The sequence below is a fragment of the Comamonas sp. B21-038 genome, from assembly GCF_022387135.1.
Taxonomy (GTDB): Bacteria; Pseudomonadota; Gammaproteobacteria; order Burkholderiales; family Burkholderiaceae_C; genus Comamonas; species Comamonas sediminis.
In genome coordinates this window covers 5136284-5162500 of sequence record NZ_CP092462.1, presented here as the reverse complement: position 1 = coordinate 5162500, position 26217 = coordinate 5136284, and the positions used below count along the sequence as shown (strand labels likewise).

Below are 26217 nucleotides of genomic sequence, written 5' to 3'. Positions count from 1 at the left end.
CGCTTGGCTGGAAGACCTGCTCAAGGAGTTCAAGGGCAGCATCATCACTATTACCCACGATCGCTCCTTTCTGGATGCGGTGGCGACCCGCATTGTGGAGCTGGACCGTGGCCAGCTGCGCAGCTACCCCGGCAACTTTGCGCAGTACGTGGTGCAAAAGCAGGAGCAGCTGGCACAAGAGTCGGTGATCAATGCCAAGGCCGATAAATTGCTGGCCCAGGAAGAGATTTGGATCCGCAAGGGCGTCGAAGCCCGCCGCACCCGCAGCCAGAGCCGGATCGAGCGGCTCAAGGTAATGCGCAGCGAACATGCGGCACGCCGCACCGCCCAGGGCAGCGTGAAGATGGACATTGCCTCGGGCGTGGGCAGTGCCTACCAAGGCAAGATCGTGGCGGAGCTGACCGACGTCAGCAAGCGTTTTGGCGACCGGACCATTGTGCGCAACTTCAGCACCACGGTGCTGCGCGGCGACAAGATCGGTCTGCTCGGCCCCAACGGCGCAGGCAAGACCACCTTGCTGAAGATGATTCTGGGCGAGTTGGCTGCAGACAGCGGCACAATCCGCCAGGGCGCCAACCTGCAGGTGGCCTATTTTGACCAGATGCGCGATGCGATCAATCTGGATGCGACCCTAGAGGACTTCATCAGCCCGGGCAGCGAATGGATCGAGATCGGCAACCAGCGCAAGCATGTGAAAAGCTACCTGAGCGATTTCCTGTTCTCGCCGGCACGTGCGCACTCGCCAGTGCGCTCCCTGTCGGGTGGCGAGCGCAACCGCTTGCTGCTGGCCCGCTTGTTTGCCCGCCCGGCCAATGTGCTGGTGCTGGACGAGCCGACCAATGACCTGGACATCGACACCCTGGACCTGCTGGAAGACTTGCTGCAGCAGTACGACGGCACCGTCTTCCTGGTCAGCCATGACCGGACCTTTTTGGACAACGTGGTCACCAGCATCATCGCCGCCGAAGGTGATGGCCATTGGCGCGAGTACGAAGGCTCGGTGCAGGACTGGCTGATCCAGTCGCGCCGCTCGCGTGAGATTGCCGAGCAGCGCGACGCTGCCCAGGCCAGCAAGCAAGCCAAGGAGACCAAGGCCCCCGCGCCAGCGCCCGCTGCAGCAGCTGTGCCCAGCGCACAGCCCAAGCGCAAGCTCAGCTACAAGGACCAGCGCGATCTGGATACCTTGCCGGCCCGCATCGCCGAGCTGGAAGCCGAGCAAAAGGATATCCAGGCCAAGCTGGCTGATGGCAGCCTCTACACCAAGGACTACGGCCAGGCGATGCAGTTGCAGCAGCGCGATGCCGCCATTGAAGAGCAGCTGCTCGAAGCCTTGATGCGCTGGGAAGCGCTGGCCAGCTGATCCGGTGCCGCGCTCAGCCCTCAGCGGCTCAGCGCGGCATGGGTTCGGCCTGCGGGAACTCCGCACGCACCTGCTGATAAACCCGCCAGAAGCTCGGGTCCTGCGTGCAGGCATAGTTGATGCGCATCAAGGTGGATGGCTGGCGGCTCGCATGGAAGAGGCTGCCCGGCGCAATCAGGTAGTTTTCATCGAGCATGCGCTGGGCCAGTACCTCGGTATCCATGCCGGTATCCACCCAGCCGAACATGCCTGCGGGCTCGGTGACAAAGCGGCAGCCGGACTCCAGCGCCAGCGGCACGCTGTGCTTGCGCGCCTGCACCAGGCGGCTGCGCATGCGCTCGATATGGCGCCGCAGCTGGCCGTTTTCGATGCACAGCGCCATCGCGCGCTCCATCAGCGCCGGGCTGGTCAAGGTCGACAGCAGCTTGGTGTCCAGCATGCGGTCCACCAGATCCGGTGGCGCCACCATATAGCCGACGCGCCAGTTGGGCGCCAGGATCTTGGCAAAGCCACTCACATAGATGCTGCGCTGGAGGCCATCGAGCACGCTGAGCCGGGTGGCATGCTCGGGTGCGATATGGCTGTAGGTGTCGTCCTCAACAATATAGAAATTGAAGGACTGCGCCAGCTGCAGCACCTGGTGGGCCGCTGCCGGGTGCAGGCTGTAGCTGGTGGGGTTGTGCAGCACGCTGACGCTGACATACAGCTTGGGCGCATGGGTCTCGCAGTAATGGCGCATGACGGCCAGATCTGGGCCATCGGGCCCGCGCGGCACTGGCAGCACCTGCATGCCCAGCGCCGCCAGCCGGGCAAACTCTACCGACCAACCAGGCTCTTCGACCATCACCGCATCGCCCGCCTTCAGCAAGGTGCGGCTGACAATGTCCAGGCCCTGGGTTGCGCCCATCGTGGTCATCACCTGCTCCATCCCCACCGGCAAGCCCAGTTCCTTGAGGCGATCGGCCAGCAGCGCGCGCAGCAGCTCATCGCCCATGGGCGCGCCGTAGCTCCAGTGCATGGCATGCAGCGCATCCGAACCCACGACCTTGCGCAGCGCCGATTGCAGAAACTGGTTCTGCAGCCATTCGGGCGGGAACATGCCAGCCCCCGGCTGCGGATGCGTGGCCTTGTGCATCATGCCGCGAATGAGCGAGGTTGCATGGATGCGGGCCGATGCGGCCGGTAGCGACAGCGACACCGCGTCCTTCAAGGTCCTGTCCTTGGCCACCGGCGGCACCGCAGGTGCAGTGACCACGGCCTTGGCAACATAGTCGCGCACGTAGAAGCCGCGCTGGCGGCGTGCCTCCACCAAGCCCTGGGCCTGCAGCAAGTCGTAAGCGGCAACTACCGTATAGGGACTCACGCTTTGCTGGGCCGCGCAGGCGCGCACTGACGGCAGACGCGCACCAGCGGGCAGCAGGCGCGATCGGATGCGTTCTGCAAAGCGCGCCGCCAGTTGCTCGGTCAGGGTATGGGTGGTGTCGCGGGTCAGCATGGCAATAGAGAGGAGATGTACCGGTTTTGGCACCAATACAGTTCATGGTATTGATTTTCTGTCTGTACTGTAACTGTATTGCTATCAAAGCTACATTATTTGAGGCAAGCCTGCCCCCAAGGTCCCGGCTGTCTCCGCTGCAACTGGCCTGCGCCTTCGCTCCGCCGAAAGCTGGCAGCGCCGGTGCATGATGGGCCTCCCCCAAGGCAGTGGACACGATCACCATGACAACGACAATGACCGCCGTAGAGTTCAGCGCATTTCTGGTTCTGGCCACGGCCATGAGCTTTACCCCCGGGCCCAACACGACGATGGCCGCTGCGATGGGCGCGAACTGGGGTCTCAAGTCCGCCATGCGCTTTGTCTGGGGCGTGCCCATGGGCTGGGGCGCGTTGCTGCTGCTGTGCGCCAGCGGCGTGGGTGCGTTGGTGATGGCAGCGCCCGCCCTCAAAGGCGCCATCAAGGCGGTCGGCATTGTGTACTTGGTCTGGCTGGCCTACAAACTCAGCCGCAGCGGCCAACTGGCCGAGACCAAGAACGGCCACCTGCTCGGTTTTTGGCAGGCCGTCGGCTTGCAGTTTGTCAACGTCAAGGCCTGGCTGTTGGCGCTGGCCATTGTCGCGGGCTGGATTGTCGGCTTTCAGGATGCGTTGGCGCGTCTGGCGATTGTGCTGCCGGTGATGCTGTTTTACGCCTTTGCCAGCAACTTTCTGTATGCCTCGGTCGGCGCGCTGCTGCGCAGCTGGCTGGCCCAGGGCCAGCGTCTGCTCTGGTTCAACCGGGCGATGGCGCTCATTCTGGTGCTGACGGCGGTATGGATGGTCAAGGCCTGAGCCTGCAGGTAATAAAGTCTGTGCCGCTGCCCACTAGCCCTCTACTAATTGGACAATCAAAGTCCCACCGGCAGGCCTGTGCGCTGGTCTGCCCCTGCATAGAACCATGCAGGCCAAAAGCCTGCCGGCAATGTCCGCCCGCCGTGCCCAACCCCAGACGCCCGGCCACTGCCACCATTCCAACCTGCGGTGGCTCTGCGCTGCATCCACCCCGGCCAGGGCGCTGTCGCCCCGGCTGCCTGTCAAAGAGATGAGGAAATGATGACGAACTGGACCTTGGCCAAACGCGCCGCCAGCATGAACCCCTCGGTGATCCGCGAGATCCTGAAAGTGACCGAGAAGCCCGGCATCATCAGCCTGGCCGGTGGCTTGCCCTCCCCCAAGACCTTCCCGATCGCTGCCTTCAAGGAAGCAGCCGACAAGGTGCTGCTGCAGGACGGTGCGTCTGCACTGCAATACGCCGCCAGCGAAGGCTATGCGCCATTGCGCGAGTTTGTGGCCAAGCAACTGCCCTGGGATGTCAGTCCCGACCAGGTGCTGATCACCACCGGCTCCCAGCAGGGCCTGGATTTGATGGGCAAGATCCTGCTCGACGAGGGCAGCCGCCTTCTGGTGGAGACGCCGACCTATCTGGGCGCCCTGCAGGCCTTCTCGCCCCAGCAGCCCCGGGTGGTGGGCGTGGACAGCGATGACCATGGCGTGATCCCCGACGACCTGGCGCGCAAGGCGGGCGAGGGCGCGGACAAGGCACGCATGGTCTACCTGCTGCCCAACTTTCAGAACCCCACCGGCCGCAGCATGGACGAGGCCCGCCGCCAGGCTGTGGTGGACCGCCTGGCCACCTTGGGCATCCCATTTCTGGAGGACAACCCCTACGGCGACCTCTGGTACGACCAGGCGCCGCCCGCCCCACTGACGGCCCGCAACCCGGAAGGCGGCGTGTACTTGGGCTCCTTCTCCAAAGTGCTGGCACCGGGCCTGCGCCTGGGCTATGTGGTGGCACCCAAGGCGGTCTATGGCAAGCTGCTGCAGGCCAAACAGGCGGCCGATCTGCACACGCCCACCTTCAACCAGCGCATGGTGGCCGAGGTGGTGCAAAGCGGCTTTCTGGACCAGCATGTGCCCACCATCCGCGCGCTCTACAAAAAGCAGCGCGATGCAATGCTGGCCGCACTGCGCACGCATTTCGCCGACCTGGATGTGCAGTGGACCACGCCCACGGGCGGCATGTTCCTCTGGGTGCGCATGCCTGAAGGCATTGACACCGTTGCCATGCTGCCAGCCGCCGTCGAGCGCAATGTGGCCTATGTGCCCGGCAGCGCCTTCTATGCCAGCCAGCCTGACAACCGCACGATGCGCCTGTCCTATGTGACGGCCTCGGAAGAGCAGATCCATATCGCCATCAAGGCACTGGCCGAAACCGTGCGGGCCACGTTGGCCGCCCGATAAGCCAGCAGGCCAGATCGCCAGAGAGCAGGCCCGCAAGGCAGGCTCTCTGGCCACCACACCACCACGCAGCACACACCAAGGAAGACACATGCTGAAAATCTGGGGCCGCATCAGCTCGATCAATGTGCGCAAGGCCGTCTGGGCCGCGCAAGAAGTGGGCGTTGCGTTTGAGCGCATAGACACCGGCGGCAAGTTCGGCGGCACGCAGACGCCCGAGTACCTGGCCCGCAACCCCAATGCGATGGTGCCGGTGATCGAAGACGGCGAAGGCGCCATGCAGCTGACCCTGTTCGAATCCAACGTGATCGTGCGCTACCTCTGCGCCCGCTACTCGCCCGGTGTGCTCTACCCGGCAGCGCTGGCCCAGCGCTTTGATGCCGAGCGCTGGATGGATTGGCAGCAAACGACGATGAACCCCGCCGGGCGCGATGCCTTTATCCAGCTTATCCGCACCGCACCCGAGCAGCGCGATGCGCAAAAGATCGCCGCGTCCATCGCCGCGATGGAGCCCTTGCTGCAACTGCTGGACCGCCATCTGGCCAGCCGCCCTTATCTGCAAGGCGCGCAGTTCGGCATGGCCGACATCCCCGTCGCCTGCGAGGTGCACCGTTGGTGGAACCTGCCCGCCGCCGCCTACCAGCGCCCCCACTACCCGCATGTGGAACGCTGGTTTGCCGCGATGCTGGCCCGCCCGGCCAGCCGGGGAGTGCTGGACATCACGATCGAGTAAGCGCCGCCCAACACGCGCCCCGCAGCGCGCCACCACGGCGCGCCCTGCTTTTTTTCCCTCCCCCCCTACCATGCAGCCACGCCGCTTTGCCCAGCTCGATGTATTTGCCCACCATGCGCTGCAAGGCAATGCGCTTGCCGTGGTGCTCGATGGCGAAGGCATTGGCGACGCGGCCATGCTGGACTTTGCCCGCTGGACCAACCTGTCCGAAACCACCTTTGTACTGCCGCCCACGCCCGAGGGGGCCGCATGTGGCGCTGACTACCGGCTGCGCATCTTCACCCCGGCAGGCGAGCTGGCCTTTGCCGGCCACCCCACCCTGGGCAGTTGCCAGGCCTGGCTCAACGCGGGCGGTACGCCGCGCCAGGCGCAGGTGGTGGTGCAGGAATGTGCCAAGGGCCTGGTCAGCATCCAACGCTCTTCCTCTGCGAGCGGCATGGACCACGCAGGCCTGGCCTTTGCCGCGCCACCGCTGCAGCGCAGCGAGGTGCCTGCCGGTCTGCAGGCACAGGTGCTGGCCGCATTGGCCTTGCAGGCCGATGACCTGCTCGCCGCGCAGTGGCTGGACAACGGATCGCGCTGGATGGGTTTGCTGATGCGCAGCACCGATATGCTGCCACGCGCCCAGCCCAACGCGGCGGCGCTGCGGACACTGGGCGTCAAAGCCGGCCTCTGCGCCATCCACACACCCAGCAGCGGCCCGATGGCGGCAGATCCGGTGCTGGAAGTGCGCGGCATCACCTTGACCGCCCACGGCATCGCCGAAGACCCGGCCACGGGCAGCCTCAATGCCAGCCTGGCCCAGTGGCTCGGCGCTGCCGGCCATATCGCCTTGCCGTACCGCGTGCAACAAGGGGCCGCCATCGGCCGCGCGGGCCGCATGCGCCTGGTGGCCGATGCGCAAGGCCAGATCTGGGTACAGGGCCAGGTGCACAGCGTGCTGATAGGCCAGGTCATTCTTTGAATACAGAAGAAAGGAAGTTCCCATGCGTACACGCGCCTTTATGCAGGTCGATGTGTTTTCCGAAACCGCCTACCGTGGCAACCCGCTGGCCGTGGTGCTGGACAGCGAAGGCCTGGGCGATGAGGCCATGCAGGCCTTTGCCCGCTGGACCAACCTGTCCGAAACCACCTTTTTGCTGCCACCCACACCCGAGGGCCGTGCCCAGGGTGCGGACTACCGGGTGCGCATCTTCACCCCCGGCGGCGAGCTGCCTTTTGCCGGCCACCCCACCTTGGGCAGCTGCCATGCCTGGCTGGCAGCCGGTGGCCAGCCGCAGCAAGCCGGCCGCGTGGTGCAGGAATGCGCCAAGGGCCTGGTGCCCTTGCAGCAGGACGCGCGCAGCGGTCGCCTGGCCTTTGCCGCCCCGTCGCTCAGCCGCAGCGAGATTGCAGATGCAGAACTGGCCCCGGTGCTGCAGGCTACCGGTCTACACGCAGGCCAGGTGCTGGCCCGCCAAAAGCTCAACAACGGACCCGAGTTCTGGGCCCTGCTGCTGGACGACCCTGACACCATCCTCGCGATGCAGCCCGATCTGACGGCGCTGCATGGCCTGGGCATGGAATTGGCGGTGGCGGCGCTGTACCCGCAAGCGGGCAAGACGCTGATCGGCCGCGCCAGCCGCGAGGCGCGTGCCTTTGATGGCGCCTCGGGCCAGGCCAGCCGCCCGCCTGAGGTCGATATCGAGGTGCGGGTCTGGTTCAACACCGGCGCCAGCCTCAGCGAAGACCCGATCACCGGCAGCCTCAACGCCAGCCTGGCGCAGTGGCTGCTGGCCGATGGCCATCTGCAGGCCCCCTATGTCGCCAGCCAGGGCATCAACCTGGACCGCAGCGGCATCGTCAACATCGCGCAAGATGCGGCCGGCCAGGTCTGGGTCGGCGGCCATGTGTCCGCCGGCATCCGGGGCGAGGTGCTGCTGTGAGCCATGCCACCCTGGACCACCTCGTCGTCATGGCGGCCAGCCTGGATGAAGGCCTGGCCTGGTGCGAGGCGACTTTGGGCGTGACGCCTGACGCAGGCGGCCAGCATGCCTTCATGGGCACCCACAACCGCCTGCTGCGCATCAGCAGCCCCGCCTTTGCGGCCAGCTACCTGGAGATCATCGCGGTCGACCCGCAAGGCCAGGCGCCCAGCAGCCACCGCCGCTGGTTTGACATGGACGACAGCGCGCTGCAGGCGCAGGTGCGCAGCCAGGGGCCGCAGCTGACCCACTGGGTCGCACGCGTCAACGGCATCACCCAGGCCACCGAAGCCTTGCGCGCGCTCGGCCATGCGGCCGGCACGCCCCAGGCCGCCAGCCGGCAAACGCCCCGGGGCCTGCTGGCCTGGCAGATTGGCTTGCGCCCCGATGGCCAGCGCCTGCTCCAAGGCCTGCTGCCCACATTGATTGAATGGGGGAACCAGCACCCGGAAGCCAACTTGGCGGAAAAGGGCGTCGCACTGCAGCGGCTGCAACTGCTGCACCCCGATGCCGCAGCCCTGCACACCGCGCTGCAGGCCCTGGGCCTGGGCAGCCACCCCGCCTTGCAGGTGGCGCATGCCCCCACGCCGGCGCTGGTCGCCGATTTGCACACGCCCAAGGGGCCGGTGCAGCTGCGCAGCCCTCTCTGATCCGCTCTTCAACGCACTCTCTTTTCTGATCTATGCAAGCCATCTCCCTTCCCAGCCTCGCCGAGATTGAAGCCGCCTCCCGCATCGTCTACCGGGAGTTCCAGGCCACGCCGCAGTACCGTTGGCAGCTGCTGGGTGAACGCCTGGGGGCCGAGTGCTGGCTCAAGCATGAGAACCACACGCCGGTGGGCGCATTCAAGATCCGGGGCGGCCTGGCCTATTTCGCGCAGATGGCAGCACGCGGCAACCTGCCCGCCCAGGTGATCAGCGCCACGCGCGGCAACCACGGCCAGAGCATCGCCTGGGCCGCGCGCAGCCATGGCGTGCGCTGCACCATCGTCGTGCCCCATGGCAACTCGGTCGAGAAGAACATGGCGATGCGTTCGCTGGGTGCTGAGCTGATCGAGCACGGCGACGACTTCCAGTCCGCCCGCGAGCATGCGATCGCGCTGGCCGAGCAGAATGGCGCCCATATGGTGCCCAGCTACCACCCGGACCTGGTCAGCGGCGTCAGCACCTACTGGTGGGAGTTTTTGCGCGCCGTGCCGCATTTGCAGACCGTCTATGTGCCGATTGGCCTGGGCTCGGGCGCCTGTGCGGCCGTGGCTGCCAAGCTGGCCTTGCAGCACCCGGTGCGCATTGTCGGGGTGATCAGCACGGGCGCCACCACCTACCGCGATTCCATCGCCGCCGGTGAGGTGGTCGAGGCGGTGGTCAGCACCGAGATTGCCGACGGCATGGCCGTGCGCCGCGCCGACCCGATGGCCCTGCCCGTGCTGCGCCAGCACCTGGACCACCTCGTGGCCGTCAGCGACGACGAAGTGCGCGAAGCCATGCGCTGCCTGTTCACCGATACCCACAATGTCGCCGAAGGCGCAGGTGCCGCTGCGCTGGCCGCCGCGCTGCAGGAGCGCGAGCTGATCGCCGGCCAGACCATTGGTCTGGCGCTGACCGGCGGCAATGTGGATGCGGCCGTGTTCAGCCAGGTGCTGGGCGGCTGATTCTGCGCGTGTAAGACTTCAGCGGGGAGCTACTGTCCACTCCAGCTGGTGGAACTCCTGCAGCAGCAAGGCCAGTTGCTGGGCCGCTGCCTCGACCACCGCACGGCCCTTGTCTGCGGTGGCGCCAGCGGCATTGCCGACGGCGCCGCAGGGGTTGTAGTCTTCCATCGCCCAGCCCATCTTGGCGCTCTTGCCGTTGCCCACAATCGCAAAGCGCCGCGCCCGGTCCTGCGACGTGGAATGGAAACAGCCCGCCTGCGCCATGTCCACCTGCGCAGGTGCGAGGTGCAGCATCATCGAGGTTTCCACCTCGCCGCCATGGATGCCAAAGCGGTGCTCCTCGGCGCTGAACAAGCCCGTCACTTCGGCCGGCAACGGCAGCCCGCCCCAGCTGCTGCTGTAGACCAGCATGCCATGGGCCATGCGCAGCTCGCGCGCGACGATATCCATCACCGCCACCTGCCCGCCATGGGTGTTGAACATCAGCAGCTTGCGGATGCCGGCCCGCGCTACCGCCTGACCCAGCGCCGTCCAGAGATCGATGATGAGCTTGGGCGGCAGGCTCAGGGTGCCGGGAAAGTTCAGGTGCTCGGTGCTCAGACCGATGTTCTGCGCCGGCAGCACCAGCACCGGCACATCGGCCGGCAGCAGGGGCAGCGCCGCCACCACAATGCCTTGCAGCAAGGTGGCATCGACGGAGACCGGCAAATGCGGGCCATGCTGCTCCACCGCGCCCACCGGCAGCACTGCCACCGTGCTGGCTGCGAGGCCGCTGGTCTGCGCCTGGGCAAATTCGCGCGTGCTGATATCGGCCCAGAATCGGGAAGACCAGGGGGCGACAGCGGCGTTTTCAGAGGCGGGCATGGGTATTCCAACAAACGGCCGGCACACCATGTTCCGGCGAAGCGCTATCTTAGGCCATGCTAAGCCGCCTTGAGCCGGCGGTACAGGGTCTGCCGGCTGATGCCCAGCAGCTTGGCTGCCTGCGACACATTGCCCCGGCACTGCTGCAGGGTCTGCGCGATGGCGGTGTGGGAAAGCGTTTTCAGATCGGTGGCCGGCAGGCTGGGCGGCTGCGCTTGCGCTGCCAAAGCAGCGACGGCCATCGGCGCGCCTTCGCGGTAGCGCAGCAGCTCCTGCGCCAGGTCGTCGGAGAGCTGTGACCAGCCAATGCTGTCTTCACCGGGCAGCAGCAGCGCCGATGCGGTCTGCAGCGCGTTGGCGTATTCGCGCAGATTGCCGGGCCAGGGGTAGTGCGCCATCGCAAAGGCCAGATCGGGGTGCAGCCTGACCGACTGGCCGGGGTTGAACTGGTCCAGCAAGCGGCGGGTGATGGCCTCGCGATCGCTGCGCTCGCGCAGCGCGGGCAACTGCAAGGCCAGGCCATGGATGCGGTAGAACAGATCGGCCCGAAAGCGCCCTTGCGCCACGGCCTCGCGCAGCTGGTGGTGGGTGGCGCAGACCAAAGCAAAGTCCAGCTGCTGGGCCTTGCCGCCCCCCAGCGGCGTGATGCTGCGCTCCTGCAGCACGCGCAGCAAGCGGGTTTGCAGTGCCAGCGGCATATCGCCAATTTCGTCGAGGAACAAGGTGCCGCCCTGGGCCTCGCGCAGACGGCCCAGCTGGCCATCGCGCCGGGCACCGGTAAAGGCACCTGATTCATAGCCAAACAGCTCGGCCTCGATCAAATGCTCTGGAATGGCCGCACAGTTGATGGCCACAAAAGGCCCGGCATGGCGGGCGCTGCTGTCATGCAAGGCGCGGGCAAACAGCTCCTTGCCGACGCCCGATTCGCCCTGCACCAGCAAGGCAATGCCCTTGCCCAAGGTGCGCCGGCCACGCTCTGCGGCGGCGCGCCAGGTCGGGTCGCCGGTGTCGAGCTGGGCCAGCGCATCGGGCGCAGGCCGCAGAGGCGCCGCCGCCAGCGGCGCACGGACAGCGCGATCGCTGCTCAGCACAGCTGGCGTAGCGGCTGCCGCTGTGGCTTGCAGGGGCAGCACCAGGCGCGCAAACACGCTGCGGCCGGTGTGCAGGGCCGCCAGGTGCAGGCGTTCGGTGTGGCTGTGGCCCCGGGCCAGCCAGTCGCGCAACGGCATGACGCTGATGTCATCCCAGTGCAGATGGCCCCAGTCGGCGGGGGCGATCTTGAGGCTTTGCATGGCCGCGCGGTTGCCGCCCAACAGCAAGCCATCCGGCGCCAGCGCCAGAATGCCTTCGGCGGCGGTGCCCACCCCTTCGGCCTGGGTGTGGAAATGCATGCGCCAGTCGCGCTGGTGGCGCGCCAGCAGCCAGCGGTTTTCGATCATGCGGGCCGCAGTGGTGGCCAGCCCCAGGGTATGGGCCTGGGCCAGCCGCTGGTCGCCGGAGATATCGAGCACGCCCAGCAGTTGGCCCTGGGCGCTGAAGATGGGCGAGGCCGCGCAGTTCAAAAAGCTGTTGGCTTCCAGAAAGTGCTCGGCGCCTTCGACGCGCAGCGGTGTGGCCTCCACCAGTGCCGTGCCGATCGCGTTGGTGCCGCGCGCCTCTTCGGTCCAGATCGCACCACTGCGCAGCGCCACCCGCTCGGCCTTGTTCAGAAACGGGGCATCGCCCAAGGTGTGCAGCAAGGTGCTCTGGGCATTGGCCAGGATGACCATGCTGTGGCTGTCCTGGATCTGCTCGAACACATAGTCCATCACCGGCCGGGCAATGGCGAGCAGATCTTCGCTGCGGGTGAGCACCTGGCGCATTTCGGTCCCCGTCAGCGGATCGCCGCCAGAGACACGGCCCACCGGTTGCACCCCTGCGCGCAGACTGCGCTCCCAGGAGCTGGCAATGCGCGCCTGCACGGCCCCGGGCGGGCATTCACCATGTGCCAACAAATGCACCCGCGCCTGACGCAGCACCTGGGAGGTGATCTGGGGATCCATGTCGTCTCCTTGCAAGCCTGTCTGCGCAGGCCCATGGGGACAGTATAGGAAAGCAGCCGCTCGGGGAAGCCGCGAATAGCCATGACGCTGTCCGACTGTTCCAGATTGGAACACCTGCACTGTCCAGCGCTGTTCCAGCCCCAGTCATCGCCCGCCATCAGACTGAGACAAATCAAGCACTTGCCGCGCTTTTCACGCTGGCATGCATCTTGATATGTCCCTGGTGACTCGTGCCTTCAGCGGCTTTGCCAGCGGCGCGAATCAGCTTGAGACATCCAATTTCCAAGGAGACAAACCATGCAATACGTATTTCCCGGCCAATCGGGCGCCAAGATCAGCTACAAGAAGCAGTACAACAACTTCATCGGCGGCCAGTGGAAGGCGCCCGTCAAGGGCCAGTACTTTGATGTGGTCTCGCCGATCAATGGCCAGGTCTACACGCAGGCCGCACGCTCGACGGCTGAAGACGTGGAGCTGGCACTGGATGCCGCGCATGCAGCGGCAGACGCCTGGGGCAAGAAATCGGCCGCCGAGCGCTCCAATGTGCTGCTGCAGATTGCCGACCGCATCGACGCCAACACCGAACTGCTGGCCTATGCCGAAACCGTGGACAACGGCAAGGCGATCCGCGAGACGCTCAATGCCGATATTCCGCTGGCGGCCGACCACTTCCGCTACTTTGCCGGCGCGCTGCGGGCGCAGGAAGGCGGCATCAGCGAGATCGACAACACCACCGTGGCCTACCACTACCATGAGCCACTGGGCGTCGTCGGCCAGATCATTCCCTGGAACTTCCCCATCCTGATGGCCGCCTGGAAGCTGGCCCCCGCCCTTGCCGCAGGCAACTGCGTGGTGCTCAAGCCCGCCGAATCCACGCCCATCGGCTTGCTGATTCTCATCGAGCTCATCGAGGACCTGCTGCCTGCCGGCGTGCTCAATGTGGTCAACGGCTACGGCCGGGAGGCGGGCATGCCGCTGGCCAACAGCAAGCGCATCGCCAAGATCGCCTTTACCGGCTCGACCAGCACGGGCCGCGTCATCGCCCAGGCCGCCGCCAACAACCTGATCCCCGCTACCCTGGAGCTGGGCGGCAAGTCGCCCAATGTGTTCTTCGCCGATGTGATGGACCATGACGACGCCTTCCTGGACAAGGCGATCGAAGGGCTGGTGCTGTTTGCCTTCAACCAGGGCGAGGTCTGCACCTGCCCCAGCCGCGCACTGATCCATGAATCCATCTATGACCGCTTCATGGAAAAGGTGCTCAAGCGCATTGCCGCCATCAAACACGGCAACCCACTGGACACCGACAGCATGATGGGTGCGCAGGCCAGCAAGGAGCAGCTGATCAAGATCAGCAGCTACCTGGACCTGGGCCGCCAGGAAGGCGCCGAGGTGCTGATCGGCGGCGCCGAAGCCAAGCTGGGCGGCGATCTGGAAGGCGGCTACTACGTGCAGCCCACCGTGTTCAAGGGCCACAACAAGATGCGCATCTTCCAGGAAGAGATCTTTGGCCCGGTGCTGGCCGTCACCACCTTCAAGACCGAAGAAGAAGCGCTGGAGCTGGCCAACGACACCTTGTACGGTCTGGGCGCTGGCGTCTGGACGCGCAATGGCAATCTAGCCTACCGCATGGGCCGCGCGATCAAGGCGGGCCGCGTGTGGACCAACTGCTACCACCACTACCCCGCCCACGCCGCCTTTGGCGGTTACAAGGAATCGGGCATTGGCCGTGAGAACCACAAGATGATGCTGGACCACTACCAGCAGACCAAGAATCTGTTGGTGTCCTACTCTGAAAACAAGCTGGGCTTCTTCTAATAAACGGTGCTGGGCGGTGTGCCCGGCCTCCACTGCATACGCAGCAGGGGCCGGGGCCACGCACGCCGCCTGGGCAACCCCTTCACGGCAGGCCCGGCCCAGCCTCGCCTGCCATCACCGGAGACAGCATGATGGTTGTGGAGAAAGTGGTGGCCACCCCGGCCGCGCAAGCACTGATTGCCCTGCTCAAAGACAAGCATGGCCCTGGCCTGATGTTTCACCAATCGGGCGGCTGCTGCGACAACAGCGCAGCCAACTGCTACCTGCTGGGCGAGCTGACCATCGGCCAGGGCGATGTCTACCTGGGCGATATTGGTGGCTGCCCGTTTTACATGAGCACCTCCCAGTACGCGTACTGGAAGCACACCCAGCTCATCATCGATGTGATCGACACCCACGGCGGCGGCACCTTCTCGCTCGAAGGACCCGAGGGCAAGGCCTTCCATACCCGCTCGCGGGTGTTCAGCGAGGCCGAGTTGGCAGCGCTGGCGCAACAGGATGGGCAGCGCATTGCAAACAATGCGCCGTCCTAGGCCTTGGCAAGCCGCAGACCTACCGCACAACTGTGGTGCAAAACAAGAGATAAATGCAGTAATTCAAAGACTTGCATAAAAACCATGGGCGCAGGCGGGTGAAATTGTTGCAATGCAGCATTCTTTATTACTTTCTACAATTTCCCCAGTACCAACTCCGCTGTGGATACCATGAACGCCCAATACAAAACCCAAGCCAAGGTCCAGAATCTGGCCCACAAAAGCCTGGAGCTCAGTCTGGCTGCGCCGCAGGTGGTCGCACAGCGCGTGGGCCGGATGATGCTCGCCGGCACCCATCCATCTGCCCGCGACCAGCAGGAGTTCTACCGTATGGGCAGCGAAAAAGTGGTGGCCTTCTACGAGTCCTGGATGGGCATGTGGACCCAGGCCTGTACCTCCTACTGGCAGACCGCCGCCAGCCTGTGCACCACACCGATGCTGGCACCCAGCAGCAGCAACCCGCTCGCCGCCTTTGGCGTGGGCAAGGCCACCTCGCGCATGGTGACGCAGCAGGTGCAGGCGGTCACCGATGTGCTCGACGCCGGCCTGACGCCAGTGCATGCCAAGGCCGTGCGCAATGCCAAGCGGCTGTCGCGCAGCAAGCGTTAATCCCTCTGCCCATTACTGCTGCGCCTGGTTGCCCTGCTTCGCTGGCGGCGTTAATGCTGAAACCGGTGATTTTTTAGCGCTGCTTTTTTGCGTCACTTTTTTGGTAGCAGATTTTGCGGGCGCCTTTTTAACGACTGGTTTAGCAACCGCCTTTTTAGCCGCCACCTTCTTCAGCGCCGGCTTTCGTGGCACCTGCTTTGGCTGGCCTGTTGCCTGCGTCGGGAGTGCTTTCTTTCTAGCCGCTTCCAGCCGGGGAAATCGCACTCGCTTGCCGTCGGGCAGACATTGCACATCCTGACGCCGAACTAGCGCTGCTAAGACCTGCTCTGTCAGGTCAGGCACATGTTCAAGCTGTGCAGTGACCGTCCGAATCGTCTGTAGCAAGGCGGCTTGTGTACTTGGCAGGTTTGCATGCATCTTTTGCAAGGAGCTGGCGACCCGTTTGGCGCCAGCTGTAACCAGCGCTGGCACCGATTTCTGTGAGAGTGAAGCAGCCTTGACGGGAGCGGGTGCTAGTGGCGGGGCATACCCTTGAGCCATTCCTTTACCAACTGCACTGGCAACCCGTTCACTGCCATCACTGCAGGGCGCGACAACGGCTGTACGCCCCAACCCTGGGCTCGCCATACGCTCTGAACCCTGTAATTTGATTCGCAGATGCGCCAAAGCGCACGCGCGTTGGGCGAGCTGGGCTTTCGCGGGAATAGGCTCTCTGATTAAGCTGACAGCGGTGGCATACATGTCTTCAGCGGACCACGGCTGGCCCCATGCTCCACTAATTCTGCGGTGCGTGATAAGACGCCAAGCTATCTGCGCAGCGCTAGGAGGCAAAGGGTTGAGGGCTGCTGGCAACTTTTTTACCGGCCCCGTTTTCATCGGCGCCACAACTGCCGCCTTGCGGTACTCAATGCGCCGCACTGCGAACTTCAGCAGCCTCGCATGCTCCACCATCGCGTCATAGCCCTTGTCATTGGAGACGATCACGAACTCATCGCCCTTTCGGCTCGACGAGAGATATCCGGCATAGAAACAAAGCTGAAAATCCAGCGCATTCTTGCCGGATCCGGAGCGCGGAACCGTCACGACCCGCGCCTCATCAAAGCACTCAATATGACTGCTGGTATCGACCTTCTGCGAAGGGCCGTGCAGCAACCAGACATGGCGGGCCTCAGGCACCAAGGCTTTCAGTGCTTGGCCTTCGGGCTGCACGTTCTCCCAGTCAACCAGCAAATGCACGCGCTTGCCCACTGGTTGCTTCTCCTTATCCGGGTGCTTGGCTGGATGTTTTTCGGCATTTTTTTGCAGCTTGGCTTCCACCGCCTCCTCAATATTCACCTGTGTGTGGTCTGCCAACTGCAGCAAGTACAGCAGCACGTCGGCGATCTCATCGGCCACCCGTTCTTTCTGAACAGGGTCGCGTGTGAGGCCACGGGACTCGGTCAAAGTGCTCCACTGGAACAGTTCCATCAACTCCGCCGTCTCCACCATCAGCGCCATCGCTAGGTTCTTGGGCGCATGGTAGGGCTGCCAGTCACGGGCGGCAGCAAAGCAGCGCAAACGTTCTTGCAAGGCGGATATGTCCATGGAGACTCCTTTGTCCTGATAGCTGTCTACGCTTGAATCGACTCCAATCCAGGTACGAAAACCGTGGCATTCAACTACCGCAGGCAGCTACCAATTATGGTGTTTGCTTATCCGTGCGCTGCAGGGCCCACATGCTTGCATAGCGCGCGCCCAGCGCCAGCAGCTGCGCATGGGTGCCGCGCTCCACAATGCGGCCCGCATCCATCACCAGGATTTCATGCGCGTCCACCACGGTGGACAGGCGGTGGGCGATCACCAAGGTGGTCTTGCCCTGCGCGGCCTTTTGCAGTTCCTGCTGAATGGCGCGCTCGTTGGCCGAGTCCAGCGCCGAGGTCGCCTCGTCAAAGATGAGGATGGGCGGGTTTTTCAGCAGGGTGCGGGCAATGGCCACGCGCTGCTTTTCGCCGCCCGACAGTTTGAGCCCCCGCTCGCCCACACGGGTGGCATAGCCTTCGGGCGAGGCGGCAATCATCGCGTGGATGCGCGCCGCCTGCGCGGCCTGCACGATCTCCTCTTGTGAGGCACCCGGGCGGCCATAGGCGATGTTGTAGGCGACCGTGTCGTTGAACAGCACGGTGTCCTGCGGCACGATGCCGATGGCGCGGCGCAGGCTGTCCTGGGTCAGATCGCGGATGTCCTGGCCGGCAATGCGGATGGCACCCGACTGCACATCGTAGAAGCGGAAGATCAGCCGCGCCAACGTGGATTTGCCGGCGCCCGAGGGGCCCACCACGGCAACGGTCTTGCCCGCAGGCACGACAAAGCTCAGGCCCTGCAGAATGGGTCGGTCCGGGTGGTAGGCAAAATGCACATCGTCAAAGCGCAGCTCGGGCTCGGCCTGCAGCGCCAGTGGTTGGGCGGCCGGGGCATCGGCCACTTCGCGCTGCTGGTCCATCAGCACAAACATGCGGTCCAGGTCTGTCAGGCTTTGCTTGATCTCGCGGTACAGGGTGCCCAGAAAATTGAGCGGAATGTAGAGCTGGATCATGAAGGCATTGATCATCACCAGATCGCCCAGGCTCAACCGGCCATCGACAACGCCCTGGGTGGCGCGCCAGAGCATGGCCACCAAGGCCACCGCAATGATCAGCTGCTGGCCGCTGTTGAGCAGGCTCAGGCTGCTTTGGCTTTTGAGGCGCGAGCGGCGCAGCTTCTCCAGATCCCCGTCGTAGCGCTGGGCTTCGAAGCCCTCGTTGTTGAAGTACTTCACCGTCTCGTAGTTCAGCAGCGAGTCGATGGCCTTGCTGTGCGCCGCGGAATCGATCAGGTTGGCCTCGCGCCGAAAATGCGTGCGCCACTGGGTGACCACGACGGTGAACGTGATGTAGACCGTGAGCGCCACGATGGTGATGATCGCAAACCAGATGTCGAACTGCACGGCCAGGATGCCCAGCACCAGCGCCAGCTCGATCAACGTGGGCACGATGCTGTAGAGCGAGTACGAGATGAGCGATTCGACGCCTTTGACGCCGCGCTCGATGTCACGGGTCATGCCGCCGGTCTGGCGCTCCAGGTGAAAGCGCAGGCTCATCGCATGCAGATGCTCGAAGGTCTGCAGCGCAATCGCCCGTGCGGCGCCCTGCGTGGCCTTGGAGAACACCAGCTCGCGCAGCTCGCCAAACACCGAGGTCAGCAGCCGCAGCCCCCCATAGGCCAGCAGCAAGCTCACCGGCACCACCAGCAAGGCCTGCGGGTTGCCAGGGCGGATGTCGAGCGCATCCACCACATGCTTGAGCAGCACCGGCACCCCGACATTGGCGACCTTGGCCCCCACCATCAGCACCAGGGCGGCCAGCACGCGCCACTTGTAGGTCCACAGATACGGCAGCAGGCGCTTCAAGGTGCGGCCGTCGCCAGCAGTCAGAGTTTTCCCATCATGGGGGGTAGGGCTTGTGGCGGCGGGCGCCTCGGCATAACGTCGCATCGGAGACAATGGTGGGTTTGTTATAGACCTCCATTGTGACCATGAATACCCCACGCACCGCATCCAACGAGCTTCCCCAGGACAAAGAGCTGGTTTTGCGCGTTGTTCCCATGCCTGCCGACTGCAATGCCAACGGCGATATCTTTGGCGGCTGGGTCATGTCGCAGGTGGATCTGGGCGGCTCGGTGCTGCCGCTGCGCCATTCGCGCGGCCGCACCGTCACCGTGGCGGTCAATGAGTTCATCTTCAAGCAGCCGGTGCGTGTCGGCGACATCCTGTCGTTCTACGCCAAGCTGGTACGCGTGGGCACCACGTCGATGACGGTCCAGGTCGAGGTATTTGCCGAGCGCCTGTCCAAGCAGGGCCAGTTCTTCAAGGTGACCGAGGCGACCTTGACCTATGTCGCCATCGATGACGAAGGCCATCCCCGCACCGTGCCGCCGCTGCCGGTCTGATTGGCCACGAGCGGCTAATGGCCCAGAAACACCAAAGCCGCTGCAACGCAATCCTGCGCTGCAGCGGCTTTTTCACAAGCGGGAGGCCGGGGCCTCAGCGATCAGGCCAGGCTTTCGGCCGGCTTTTCCGTCTTGGTGGCCGTGGTGCTGGCGGCCACGGGCTTGCGCGTGCTGTTGGAGCACTCGATCTCGCCGGTCAGCTGGCCACCTTCTTCGATGATGACCTTGCCGTAGCGGATCTTGCCGTGCACCCGGCCGCTGCCAAAAATCACCAGCTTGTCGCGCACGGTCAGATTGCCTTCGAACTCGCCATGGATCTCGGCGATGTCGATCTCGGCCGAGCCACGGAACGCGCCTTCGGCAGCGATCTGGATCACGCGCGAATCCATCGTGGCCTCGACCGTGCCTTCCACCACCAAGGTGTCACAATCGGTGATCTCGACGCCCTTGAGTTTGATATTGGGGCCAACAGTCAGTTTGCTGCCGGTGCCGGAAGTGGTGTCAGAGGTCACGGTGCTGGTATAGGAAGAGGTAGGAGAAGGGTTGCTGGGCTCATCGGCCTTGTGGCCGCTCAGGTTGCCGCCGAGCACGGAACTGGCAGAGCCGGCAGCGGTGCTGGGCAAGGTGCTGCCCGATGAACTGGAGGCATTGCCTCCCATGAACTTGGAGGCGGAAGAGTCGTTGTCACGGCGCCCGCCGAAAAAAGGGTTTTGTACAGCCATCGGTTCTCCTTGTGAAAAGCTTCTACATGCTATTCAATTTATAGCTAGGGTGTTCACAAAATTTGACACTAGTCGTAACAGCAGGCAACTATGGCGGCCTTTCCTATCAATACTTTCATACGTCGGACAAATCTCACATTTCCCAACATCCCTGCGCGCCGCTGGCCCGCATCAGGACACGATATAGGCTGCCGTGGCGGTGGCCAGTACCTGGCCGCTGCTGTCGCAAAAATCCGAGCGCGTGGTCGCCACCCGCGAGCCCAGCCGCAGCACCCGGGCCTGCAGCGCAAAGGGGCCATGGGTGCCTGGGCGCAGGTAGTCGACCCGCAAATCAATGGTGCCCAGCTTGGCAAAACGCATCAGGCGCTGCATCACGGGCTCACCGGCATGTTTGGCCCCTGAAGCCGCCATCACTGCGATGCCGCCCAGCGCATCCAGACTGGCGCTGATGACGCCGCCATGCACGCGTTGCAGGCCAAAATGGCCGACCAGGTCGTTGCGCATCTCCAGGCTGGCCCAGACCGCATCGCCCTGCACTGCCTGCAGCTTGAGGCCCAGCAGCTTGTTGAAAACGATGCGCTCTTCAAAAATGTCGCGCAGGCCTTCGATATAGGCGTTATCCAGACCTTGCATAGAGACATAGGCGGATGCTTCGAGGTGCGGCGTAGGCAATGTGACGGTGCTCATCCATCGCAGTATGCAGTCAAGCGCCTGGCACGGCAATCGCAGATTCTGCTGGGATGCCGCTGCGCCATGCGCTAGACTGCGCGCAAATACAGCACAACTATGCCTGACACCCTGCCTCCCGCTCCGCCCTCCACCCGCACGGCGCCCCGGCCACCGTTGCGCTTGAGCTGCGTGGTGCCTGCCTATAACGAAGCCAGCAACCTGGAAGCCTTTCTGCCGGCCTTGTACGAGACCGTGCGAGCACTCTCTGTAGAGTGCGAGATCGTGCTGGTCAATGACGGCAGCAAGGACACCACCGATGAAGTGGCCCAGCGCCTGGGCCAACAGCTGCCGCTGCACTACATCCAGCTGGCGCGCAATTTTGGCAAGGAAGCGGCGATGACCGCCGGGCTGGACTATGCACGCGGCAATGCGGTGCTGTTGATCGATGCCGACTTTCAGCACCCCCTGCCCCTGATTGCCGAGATGGTGCAGCTGTGGCAGGGCGGCTATGACATGGTCTACGGCGTCATCGCCGACCGCGCTGGCGAGGCCAAGGCCAAGCGCTGGGGCACCTGGCTGTTCTACTACCTGATGAACCGCGACAACGCCGTGCACATCCCCGAGAACGCGGGCGATTTCCGGCTCATGGACCGCAAGGTGGTCGATGCGCTGCGCCAGCTGCCCGAGCGCAACCGCTTCATGAAGGGCCTGTACGCCTGGGTCGGCTTCAAGAGCGTGGCGCTGCCCTTCGTGCCCGATAGCCGGCGCAGCGGGCAGTCCAGCTTCAATTTTCACCGGCTGTTTGCGCTGGCGTTTCAGGGGTTGACCTCGTTCACCACCTTGCCGTTGCGCATCTGGAGCCTGGTGGGCTTTTGCATCTCGGTGATGGCCATCCTCTACGGCATCTACATCACTGTCGAGACCATCGTGCTGGACAACCCTATCGACGGCTGGCCGACCTTGGCCGCCGGCCTGATGCTGTTCTCCGGCGTGCAACTGATGTCCATTGGCATGCTGGGCGAGTACATCGGCCGCATTTATGACGAGGTCAAGCGCCGGCCTTTGTACATCGTGGCGAACAACGATGACCGCAGCCCCGTGAGCAGCGAGCCCGTGGCACCCCCGTATGTACCGGCATCCGCCACGGCGCCGGCACCGGTTGCGCCGATGCCGCCGGAGTCCTGAGCTTGCGGGTCGCCGCCTTGGCCGAGCGCCTGCGCAGACTGCCTCAAGGCCTGCAGTTCATTGCCGTGGGTGGCTCGGCGGCGGCCACGCATTTGCTGGTGGTGCTGCTCCTGGTGGGCGGCGCGGGCATGGCGCCGCTGCTGGCCAATGTGCTGGCTTTTCTGGTCGCCTTTGGGGTCAGCTACAGCGGCCACGCCTGGCTGACCTTTGCCGATCAAAAGGCGCCCCACGCGCAGGCGCTGCCGCGGTTTTTTCTGGTCGCCTGCAGCTCCTTCGCCCTCAATGAACTGCTGTACTACCTGGCGCTGCACCAGCTGCACTGGCACTATGCCTGGAGCCTGGTGGCGGTGCTGATCGTCGTGGCGGTATTCACCTTTGTTGCAGCCAAGTGCTGGGCCTTTACTCACGCTGCACCGCACGGAGCACCATGAAGAACATCACCCTCTGCGCCGATGATTTTGCGCTGCACCCGGCTGTTGATGCAGCGGTGCTGGAGCTGGCGGCGCTGGGCCGCCTCTCTGCTACCAGCTGCATGACCACGGCCCCGGGCTGGCGTGCTGCTGCACGCGCCTTGCCTGCGGTGCGCAGCCAGCTGGACCTGGGCCTGCATTTCAACCTGACCGAAGGCCATGGCATAGCGCCCGATACCCCCATCACGCGCATTCTCAGCCAGGCCTATACCGCCCGGTTGTCTGCCGCTGCGCTGCGCGACGCCTGGTGCCGCCAGCTCGATGCGTTTGAGGATGCGCTGGGCATGCCACCCGTCTACGTGGATGGCCACCAGCATGTGCACCAGCTACCCGGCGTGCGCAAAGCGATGCTGGCCGAGCTCAGCGCGCGCTATGGCGCCGCGGCCCGGCAGATATGGATCCGATCCACGGCCCCTGCGGGCGCTTTGCGTTGGCAGGCCAAATCGGCCACGATCGCGCTGCTGGGCGGCTACCGCCTCAGCCACCAGTTGCAGCGCCAGCACTGGGCCACCAACCAGGGCTTTGCAGGGGTCTATGGGTTTGATGCACCGACGGAGGCCGCTTATGGCGGCCTGATGGCGCAATGGCTGGCCGAATGCCAGGACGGCAGCCTCTTGATGTGCCACCCGGCGCAGACGCCGATGCCGGAGGACGCCATTGGCCAGCAGCGGCCGGTGGAGTGGGCCTATCTGCGCTCGCCGGCGTTTGGCGAGCTGCTGGCAGCGCAGGGCTGCCGCATTGGCAAGCTGGCGCCTGCCAAGCCAGCCTCAGCAGCGATCACAGACCGCTGAAGTTGGGCTTGCGCTTTTCCATAAAGGCCTGCATCGCCTCCTTGGCGGCGGGCTGCTGCAGCAGATCGGCAAACACACGGCCTTCTTCCGCGATGCGCGACTGAACCGCCGCCATCTGGCCGCTCTTGAGCAGGCGCTTGCTGGCCATCAGCGAGGCCAGCGGCTTGGCGGCCAGCTTGGCCGCTTGTGCCTGCGCGATGGTGTTGCATTCGGTCGGCGGCACCACCCGGTTGACCAGGCCCACCTCCAGTGCCGCCTCGGCCATGAAGGGGTCGCCCAGCAGCAAGGCCTCGCAGGCGCGCTGGTGGCCCATCAGCTGCGGCAGCAGCAGGCTGGATGCCCCTTCGGGGCAGAAGCCCAGGTTGACGAAGGGCAGCGAGAACATCGCGTTGTCACCGGCATAGACCAGGTCGCAGTGCAGCAGCATCGTCGTGCCAATGCCCACGGCCGGGCCGCAGACGGCTGCGACGATGGGCTTGGGGAAGGCGGCCAGCGCCTGCAGGAACTGGAATGGCGGCGCGTTGTCATCGGGCTTGGGGCCGTGGAGGAAATCGCCCAGGTCGTTGCCGGCGGTAAACACCGAGGCATCGCCCTGGAACAGCACCACACGCACGTCGCTGCTGCTGGCGGCCTGCTGCAGGATGTCCGCCAACGCCAGGTACATGGCGCCGGTCAGCGAGTTCTTCTTGGCCACCCGGTTGAAGGTGATGGTGCAGATGCCCGCTTCGGCCAGCACCCGGATATCGTCGCAGGAGGATTGGATCGTCATAACAGTCTCTCAAAAAAGGTTCGGTGCCGGGCCCGGGCCACTGCCAGGGCGCACACCGAAGACGCTGGCATGCTAACCGGATTTGGCACGCCTTATTCCTTGTAATAGACCAGCTGGTGGCTGGTGGCCAGCAAAACGCCCTGGGGCGACCAGATCTGCGCGGTCTGGTCAAAAAAGCCATCCCGAAAGCCCTGGCCCTGCGCCTGGGCCAGCACCGGCTGGGTACCCACGGCGGCCAATTGCTCGGCACTGGCATGCACATAGACCGTCAAGGACACGGTGCCCACCGGCACGCGCTTGGCGCGGCGCAGCCAGATGCGGGGAAAGAACACATCGCACAGCGAAGTCAGCGCCGGCACATCCAGCGGGCGCGGGGGCTCGTCGCCCACCCACATGCGGGTGAGACTCGGGCTGGCCGCGCCATCCCACTCGGTCGGGTAGCCGCCCAGCAGCGGGCGGATGTTGTAGCGGTTCAGCCATTCCACGCGGAAATCGGTGGTGTAGCGCTCCACCGCGCTGGCCGGCAGCACCTCGGGCATCGCGTATTCGTCGTCCGACCAGGTTTCGCGCGCCAGCGCCGTCATCGCCGTCGCGGTGGTCGTGGTGGACCACTGGCCCTGCGCATCCTGCTCGCGCAGGGTGATGATCCAGTGCTGGGTGCTGCGGTTGGTGCGGGCGGGGATGGCCTCGATCACGTACGGCCGCTCGCCCACCGCACCAGCGTAGTTCACGGTGATCGCCACCAGATCCCCCAGGCGCTGCGGGTGCTGCAACACCGCCTGTGCCACTTGGGCAGCTGTGATGCCGCCATAGGGCCCGACCATGTTCCAGTAGTCCTTGCTGGCCTGCGCCGCGTACTGGTTCTGGCCGGTTGCTTCCATCGCCATGGCACGGTCGAAGGCATGGCGTTCGCTGTTGGTGGAGAGTTCACTCATTCGGACATCTTTCGCAGAAATTTTTGACTCCGCTGAAAACGCCTTGTGCCCGTACCAAGCCTTGCAAGGCTGGTAATGCAGTTGCATTTTCTGCCACCCGACAGTAGCAGCCAGCGGCATCTGCCGCAGCCTTGTGGGCGACAGATGCCGTGGCCTGGGGCGTTTTACACGCGCTCCAGAATGCCGGCCGCGCCCTGCCCCATGCCCACGCACATGGTCACCATGCCGTATTTGAGCTTGTTGCGCTGCAGCGCATGCACGACGGTGGCGGCACGGATGGCGCCTGTAGCGCCCAGCGGGTGGCCCAGCGCAATCGCGCCGCCCATGGGGTTGACCTTGGCCGGGTCCATGCCCAATTGCTCGATGACCGCCAGCGACTGCGCAGCAAAGGCCTCGTTCAGCTCGATCCAGTCCATGTCCTGCAAGGACAGGCCCGCATGGCGCAGCGCCACCGGGATCGCCTCAATCGGGCCAATGCCCATGATCTCGGGCGGCACGCCCTTGCTGGCATAGCTGACAAAGCGTGCCAGCGGCGTCAGGTTGAAGCGCTTGAGCGCCGCCTCGCTCACCACCAGCAGCGCACCTGCGCCATCGCTGGTCTGCGAGCTGTTGCCGGCAGTGACGGAGCCGCGCGCCGCAAACACGGTACGCAGCTTGGCCAGGCCTTCGATCGACGTGTCCGGGCGCGGGCCTTCATCCAGGCTGATGGTGCGCGAGCGGCTCACCGCCTCGCCCTTGGCGATGTCCACGCCCCGGTCGGTCACGGTGATCGGCGTGATCTCTGCGGCAAAATCGCCCGCCTGCTGCGCCGCCAGCGCGCGCTGGTGCGACTGCAGTGCAAAGGCATCCTGGGCATCGCGGCCGACCTTCCAGCGCTGCGCGACTTTTTCTGCCGTCAGGCCCATGCCGTAGGCAATGCCGACATCGCCTTCGCGCTCAAAGATGGACGGAGACAGCGATGGCGAGTTGCCCATCATCGGCACCATGCTCATGCTCTCGACGCCCGCGGCGATCATCACATCGGCCTCGCCCACGCGGATGCGGTCGGCGGCCATCTGCAAAGCGGTCAGGCCCGATGCGCAAAAGCGGTTGACCGTCACCCCGCCCACCCCCACCGGCAGCCCTGCCAGCACCGCGCTGATGCGCGCCACGTTCAGGCCCTGCTGGGCTTCGGGGATCGCGCAGCCGCAGACCACATCCTCGATCGCCTGCGGATCCAGCCCCGGCGCCTGCGCCAGCACGGCCTTCATCGTGGTGGCCAGCAGCTCATCGGGGCGCATATTGCGCAGATAGCCTTTGTGCGACTTGCCAATCGGTGTGCGCGTCGCCGCAACGATGTAGGCGTCTTGAACTTGTTTACTCATG

The 26217-nt window shown here is 64.7% G+C and carries 24 protein-coding genes and 2 pseudogenes (1 of these 26 running past the window's edge); 15 read left to right on the top strand and 11 right to left on the bottom strand.

Features of this window, described 5'->3' with window-relative positions:
* Positions 1 to 1360: the 3' portion of an ATP-binding cassette domain-containing protein gene (locus tag MJ205_RS23550; protein WP_239810616.1), read on the top strand. The gene continues 545 nt to the left of window position 1, outside the view; the window shows 1360 of its 1905 coding nt (coding positions 546–1905); the start codon falls outside the window, past its left edge; it ends in the stop codon at positions 1358 to 1360.
* A 28-nt stretch (positions 1361 to 1388) separates the two neighbouring features.
* Here MJ205_RS23550 and MJ205_RS23545 read toward each other — a convergent pair whose 3' ends face one another.
* On the bottom strand, positions 1389 to 2855 hold the full coding sequence (locus MJ205_RS23545; protein ID WP_239810615.1) for an aminotransferase-like domain-containing protein: 1467 nt from the start codon (positions 2853 to 2855) through the stop codon (positions 1389 to 1391).
* Between the two features lie 236 nt (positions 2856 to 3091).
* Between MJ205_RS23545 and MJ205_RS23540 the strand changes: the two genes are divergently transcribed.
* From MJ205_RS23540 to MJ205_RS23510, 7 genes are all read left to right on the top strand, one after another.
* The gene (locus MJ205_RS23540; protein ID WP_239812843.1) at positions 3092 to 3688 is read left to right on the top strand and encodes a LysE family translocator; all 597 of its coding nucleotides are present in this window, start codon (positions 3092 to 3094) and stop codon (positions 3686 to 3688) included.
* Positions 3689 to 3949: 261 nt separating this feature from the next.
* Entirely contained in the window at positions 3950 to 5137 is a 1188-nt protein-coding gene (locus MJ205_RS23535) for an aminotransferase-like domain-containing protein (RefSeq protein ID WP_239810614.1), read from the top strand.
* Positions 5138 to 5225: 88 nt separating this feature from the next.
* The gene (locus tag MJ205_RS23530) at positions 5226 to 5867 is read left to right on the top strand and encodes a glutathione S-transferase (RefSeq protein ID WP_239810613.1); all 642 of its coding nucleotides are present in this window, start codon (positions 5226 to 5228) and stop codon (positions 5865 to 5867) included.
* A gap of 70 nt (positions 5868 to 5937) precedes the next feature.
* Positions 5938 to 6831, top strand: coding sequence for a PhzF family phenazine biosynthesis protein (locus tag MJ205_RS23525; RefSeq protein WP_239810612.1), 894 nt, complete (start codon positions 5938 to 5940; stop codon positions 6829 to 6831).
* Positions 6832 to 6853: 22 nt separating this feature from the next.
* The gene (locus tag MJ205_RS23520) at positions 6854 to 7792 is read left to right on the top strand and encodes a PhzF family phenazine biosynthesis protein (RefSeq protein WP_239810611.1); all 939 of its coding nucleotides are present in this window, start codon (positions 6854 to 6856) and stop codon (positions 7790 to 7792) included.
* The gene (locus MJ205_RS23515; protein ID WP_239810610.1) at positions 7789 to 8481 is read left to right on the top strand and encodes a VOC family protein; all 693 of its coding nucleotides are present in this window, start codon (positions 7789 to 7791) and stop codon (positions 8479 to 8481) included. The genes MJ205_RS23520 and MJ205_RS23515 overlap by 4 nt, the downstream gene beginning before the upstream one ends.
* A gap of 32 nt (positions 8482 to 8513) precedes the next feature.
* Positions 8514 to 9482: a threonine dehydratase gene (locus tag MJ205_RS23510; protein ID WP_239810609.1), complete on the top strand. Its 969-nt coding sequence runs from the start codon at positions 8514 to 8516 to the stop codon at positions 9480 to 9482.
* Positions 9483 to 9500: 18 nt separating this feature from the next.
* Here the strand turns inward: MJ205_RS23510 and MJ205_RS23505 are convergent, their stop codons facing one another.
* Entirely contained in the window at positions 9501 to 10346 is an 846-nt protein-coding gene (locus tag MJ205_RS23505; protein ID WP_239810608.1) for a creatininase family protein, read from the bottom strand.
* Positions 10347 to 10405: 59 nt separating this feature from the next.
* The gene (locus MJ205_RS23500) at positions 10406 to 12388 is read right to left on the bottom strand and encodes a sigma-54-dependent Fis family transcriptional regulator (protein WP_239810607.1); all 1983 of its coding nucleotides are present in this window, start codon (positions 12386 to 12388) and stop codon (positions 10406 to 10408) included.
* Positions 12389 to 12685: 297 nt separating this feature from the next.
* Here MJ205_RS23500 and exaC point away from each other — a divergent pair, with 297 nt between their 5' ends.
* From exaC to MJ205_RS23485, 3 genes are all read left to right on the top strand, one after another.
* Positions 12686 to 14206, top strand: a complete 1521-nt coding sequence (gene exaC / locus MJ205_RS23495) for an acetaldehyde dehydrogenase ExaC (protein WP_239810606.1) — start codon at positions 12686 to 12688, stop codon at positions 14204 to 14206.
* A gap of 131 nt (positions 14207 to 14337) precedes the next feature.
* Positions 14338 to 14739 (top strand): DUF779 domain-containing protein, encoded by a 402-nt coding sequence (locus tag MJ205_RS23490; RefSeq protein ID WP_239810605.1) that lies wholly within the window; start codon positions 14338 to 14340, stop codon positions 14737 to 14739.
* Between the two features lie 171 nt (positions 14740 to 14910).
* Positions 14911 to 15348, top strand: coding sequence for a polyhydroxyalkanoate granule-associated phasin (locus MJ205_RS23485; RefSeq protein WP_239810604.1), 438 nt, complete (start codon positions 14911 to 14913; stop codon positions 15346 to 15348).
* A 12-nt stretch (positions 15349 to 15360) separates the two neighbouring features.
* Here the strand turns inward: MJ205_RS23485 and MJ205_RS23480 are convergent.
* The 3 genes and pseudogenes from MJ205_RS23480 to MJ205_RS23470 all read right to left on the bottom strand — a co-directional run.
* Positions 15361 to 16563, bottom strand: a pseudogene (locus MJ205_RS23480) (PIN domain-containing protein); the annotation flags it as partial.
* Between the two features lie 51 nt (positions 16564 to 16614).
* A pseudogene (locus tag MJ205_RS23475) lies at positions 16615 to 16932 on the bottom strand (nucleotide pyrophosphohydrolase); the annotation flags it as partial.
* Between the two features lie 94 nt (positions 16933 to 17026).
* Positions 17027 to 18856 (bottom strand): ABCB family ABC transporter ATP-binding protein/permease, encoded by a 1830-nt coding sequence (locus tag MJ205_RS23470; protein ID WP_239810603.1) that lies wholly within the window; start codon positions 18854 to 18856, stop codon positions 17027 to 17029.
* A 41-nt stretch (positions 18857 to 18897) separates the two neighbouring features.
* On the opposite strand from MJ205_RS23470, the gene MJ205_RS23465 reads away from it, so the two are divergent.
* A complete protein-coding gene (locus MJ205_RS23465) occupies positions 18898 to 19311 on the top strand; it encodes an acyl-CoA thioesterase (protein WP_239810602.1) in 414 nt (137 codons plus the stop codon).
* A gap of 101 nt (positions 19312 to 19412) precedes the next feature.
* On the opposite strand, the gene MJ205_RS23460 is transcribed toward MJ205_RS23465, so the two are convergent.
* A complete protein-coding gene (locus tag MJ205_RS23460) occupies positions 19413 to 20033 on the bottom strand; it encodes a bactofilin family protein (RefSeq protein ID WP_239810601.1) in 621 nt (206 codons plus the stop codon).
* A 171-nt stretch (positions 20034 to 20204) separates the two neighbouring features.
* Entirely contained in the window at positions 20205 to 20666 is a 462-nt protein-coding gene (locus MJ205_RS23455; RefSeq protein ID WP_239812841.1) for a thioesterase family protein, read from the bottom strand.
* A 153-nt stretch (positions 20667 to 20819) separates the two neighbouring features.
* Here MJ205_RS23455 and MJ205_RS23450 point away from each other — a divergent pair, with 153 nt between their 5' ends.
* Genes MJ205_RS23450 through MJ205_RS23440 form a run of 3 tightly spaced genes read left to right on the top strand, consistent with a single transcriptional unit; the run spans position 20820 to position 23148 of the window.
* Complete coding sequence (locus MJ205_RS23450) at positions 20820 to 21887, top strand: glycosyltransferase family 2 protein (RefSeq protein WP_239810600.1); 1068 nt, start codon at positions 20820 to 20822, stop codon at positions 21885 to 21887.
* Entirely contained in the window at positions 21884 to 22318 is a 435-nt protein-coding gene (locus MJ205_RS23445; protein WP_239812840.1) for a GtrA family protein, read from the top strand. Before MJ205_RS23450 ends, MJ205_RS23445 begins: the two co-directional genes overlap by 4 nt.
* Positions 22315 to 23148 (top strand): ChbG/HpnK family deacetylase, encoded by an 834-nt coding sequence (locus tag MJ205_RS23440; RefSeq protein WP_239810599.1) that lies wholly within the window; start codon positions 22315 to 22317, stop codon positions 23146 to 23148. The genes MJ205_RS23445 and MJ205_RS23440 overlap by 4 nt, the downstream gene beginning before the upstream one ends.
* Here the strand turns inward: MJ205_RS23440 and MJ205_RS23435 are convergent.
* The 3 genes from MJ205_RS23435 to MJ205_RS23425 form a co-directional block, all read right to left on the bottom strand.
* Positions 23135 to 23917, bottom strand: a complete 783-nt coding sequence (locus MJ205_RS23435) for an enoyl-CoA hydratase (RefSeq protein ID WP_239810598.1) — start codon at positions 23915 to 23917, stop codon at positions 23135 to 23137. The two genes, MJ205_RS23440 and MJ205_RS23435, sit on opposite strands and share 14 nt — an antisense overlap.
* A gap of 92 nt (positions 23918 to 24009) precedes the next feature.
* Positions 24010 to 24852: an acyl-CoA thioesterase gene (locus tag MJ205_RS23430; RefSeq protein ID WP_239810597.1), complete on the bottom strand. Its 843-nt coding sequence runs from the start codon at positions 24850 to 24852 to the stop codon at positions 24010 to 24012.
* A 164-nt stretch (positions 24853 to 25016) separates the two neighbouring features.
* Complete coding sequence (locus MJ205_RS23425; protein ID WP_239810596.1) at positions 25017 to 26216, bottom strand: acetyl-CoA C-acyltransferase; 1200 nt, start codon at positions 26214 to 26216, stop codon at positions 25017 to 25019.
* Position 26217 lies beyond the last annotated feature (1 nt).

What these genes read in the sequence shown, in the direction of transcription:
- MJ205_RS23510 (WP_239810609.1), top strand. Translation starts at nt 8,514, where the DNA reads ATGCAAGCCATCTCCCTTCCCAGCCTCGCCGAGATTGAAGCCGCCTCC.
- MJ205_RS23535 (WP_239810614.1), top strand. Translation starts at nt 3,950, where the DNA reads ATGACGAACTGGACCTTGGCCAAACGCGCCGCCAGCATGAACCCCTCG.
- MJ205_RS23545 (WP_239810615.1), bottom strand. Translation starts at nt 2,855, where the DNA reads ATGCTGACCCGCGACACCACCCATACCCTGACCGAGCAACTGGCGGCG.
- MJ205_RS23500 (WP_239810607.1), bottom strand. Translation starts at nt 12,388, where the DNA reads ATGGATCCCCAGATCACCTCCCAGGTGCTGCGTCAGGCGCGGGTGCAT.
- exaC (WP_239810606.1), top strand. Translation starts at nt 12,686, where the DNA reads ATGCAATACGTATTTCCCGGCCAATCGGGCGCCAAGATCAGCTACAAG.
- MJ205_RS23525 (WP_239810612.1), top strand. Translation starts at nt 5,938, where the DNA reads ATGCAGCCACGCCGCTTTGCCCAGCTCGATGTATTTGCCCACCATGCG.
- MJ205_RS23455 (WP_239812841.1), bottom strand. Translation starts at nt 20,666, where the DNA reads ATGCAAGGTCTGGATAACGCCTATATCGAAGGCCTGCGCGACATTTTT.
- MJ205_RS23450 (WP_239810600.1), top strand. Translation starts at nt 20,820, where the DNA reads ATGCCTGACACCCTGCCTCCCGCTCCGCCCTCCACCCGCACGGCGCCC.
- MJ205_RS23435 (WP_239810598.1), bottom strand. Translation starts at nt 23,917, where the DNA reads ATGACGATCCAATCCTCCTGCGACGATATCCGGGTGCTGGCCGAAGCG.
- MJ205_RS23540 (WP_239812843.1), top strand. Translation starts at nt 3,092, where the DNA reads ATGACCGCCGTAGAGTTCAGCGCATTTCTGGTTCTGGCCACGGCCATG.
- MJ205_RS23425 (WP_239810596.1), bottom strand. Translation starts at nt 26,216, where the DNA reads ATGAGTAAACAAGTTCAAGACGCCTACATCGTTGCGGCGACGCGCACA.
- MJ205_RS23505 (WP_239810608.1), bottom strand. Translation starts at nt 10,346, where the DNA reads ATGCCCGCCTCTGAAAACGCCGCTGTCGCCCCCTGGTCTTCCCGATTC.
- MJ205_RS23465 (WP_239810602.1), top strand. Translation starts at nt 18,898, where the DNA reads ATGAATACCCCACGCACCGCATCCAACGAGCTTCCCCAGGACAAAGAG.
- MJ205_RS23520 (WP_239810611.1), top strand. Translation starts at nt 6,854, where the DNA reads ATGCGTACACGCGCCTTTATGCAGGTCGATGTGTTTTCCGAAACCGCC.
- MJ205_RS23430 (WP_239810597.1), bottom strand. Translation starts at nt 24,852, where the DNA reads ATGAGTGAACTCTCCACCAACAGCGAACGCCATGCCTTCGACCGTGCC.
- MJ205_RS23530 (WP_239810613.1), top strand. Translation starts at nt 5,226, where the DNA reads ATGCTGAAAATCTGGGGCCGCATCAGCTCGATCAATGTGCGCAAGGCC.
- MJ205_RS23470 (WP_239810603.1), bottom strand. Translation starts at nt 18,856, where the DNA reads ATGCGACGTTATGCCGAGGCGCCCGCCGCCACAAGCCCTACCCCCCAT.
- MJ205_RS23460 (WP_239810601.1), bottom strand. Translation starts at nt 20,033, where the DNA reads ATGGCTGTACAAAACCCTTTTTTCGGCGGGCGCCGTGACAACGACTCT.
- MJ205_RS23490 (WP_239810605.1), top strand. Translation starts at nt 14,338, where the DNA reads ATGGTTGTGGAGAAAGTGGTGGCCACCCCGGCCGCGCAAGCACTGATT.
- MJ205_RS23440 (WP_239810599.1), top strand. Translation starts at nt 22,315, where the DNA reads ATGAAGAACATCACCCTCTGCGCCGATGATTTTGCGCTGCACCCGGCT.
- MJ205_RS23485 (WP_239810604.1), top strand. Translation starts at nt 14,911, where the DNA reads ATGAACGCCCAATACAAAACCCAAGCCAAGGTCCAGAATCTGGCCCAC.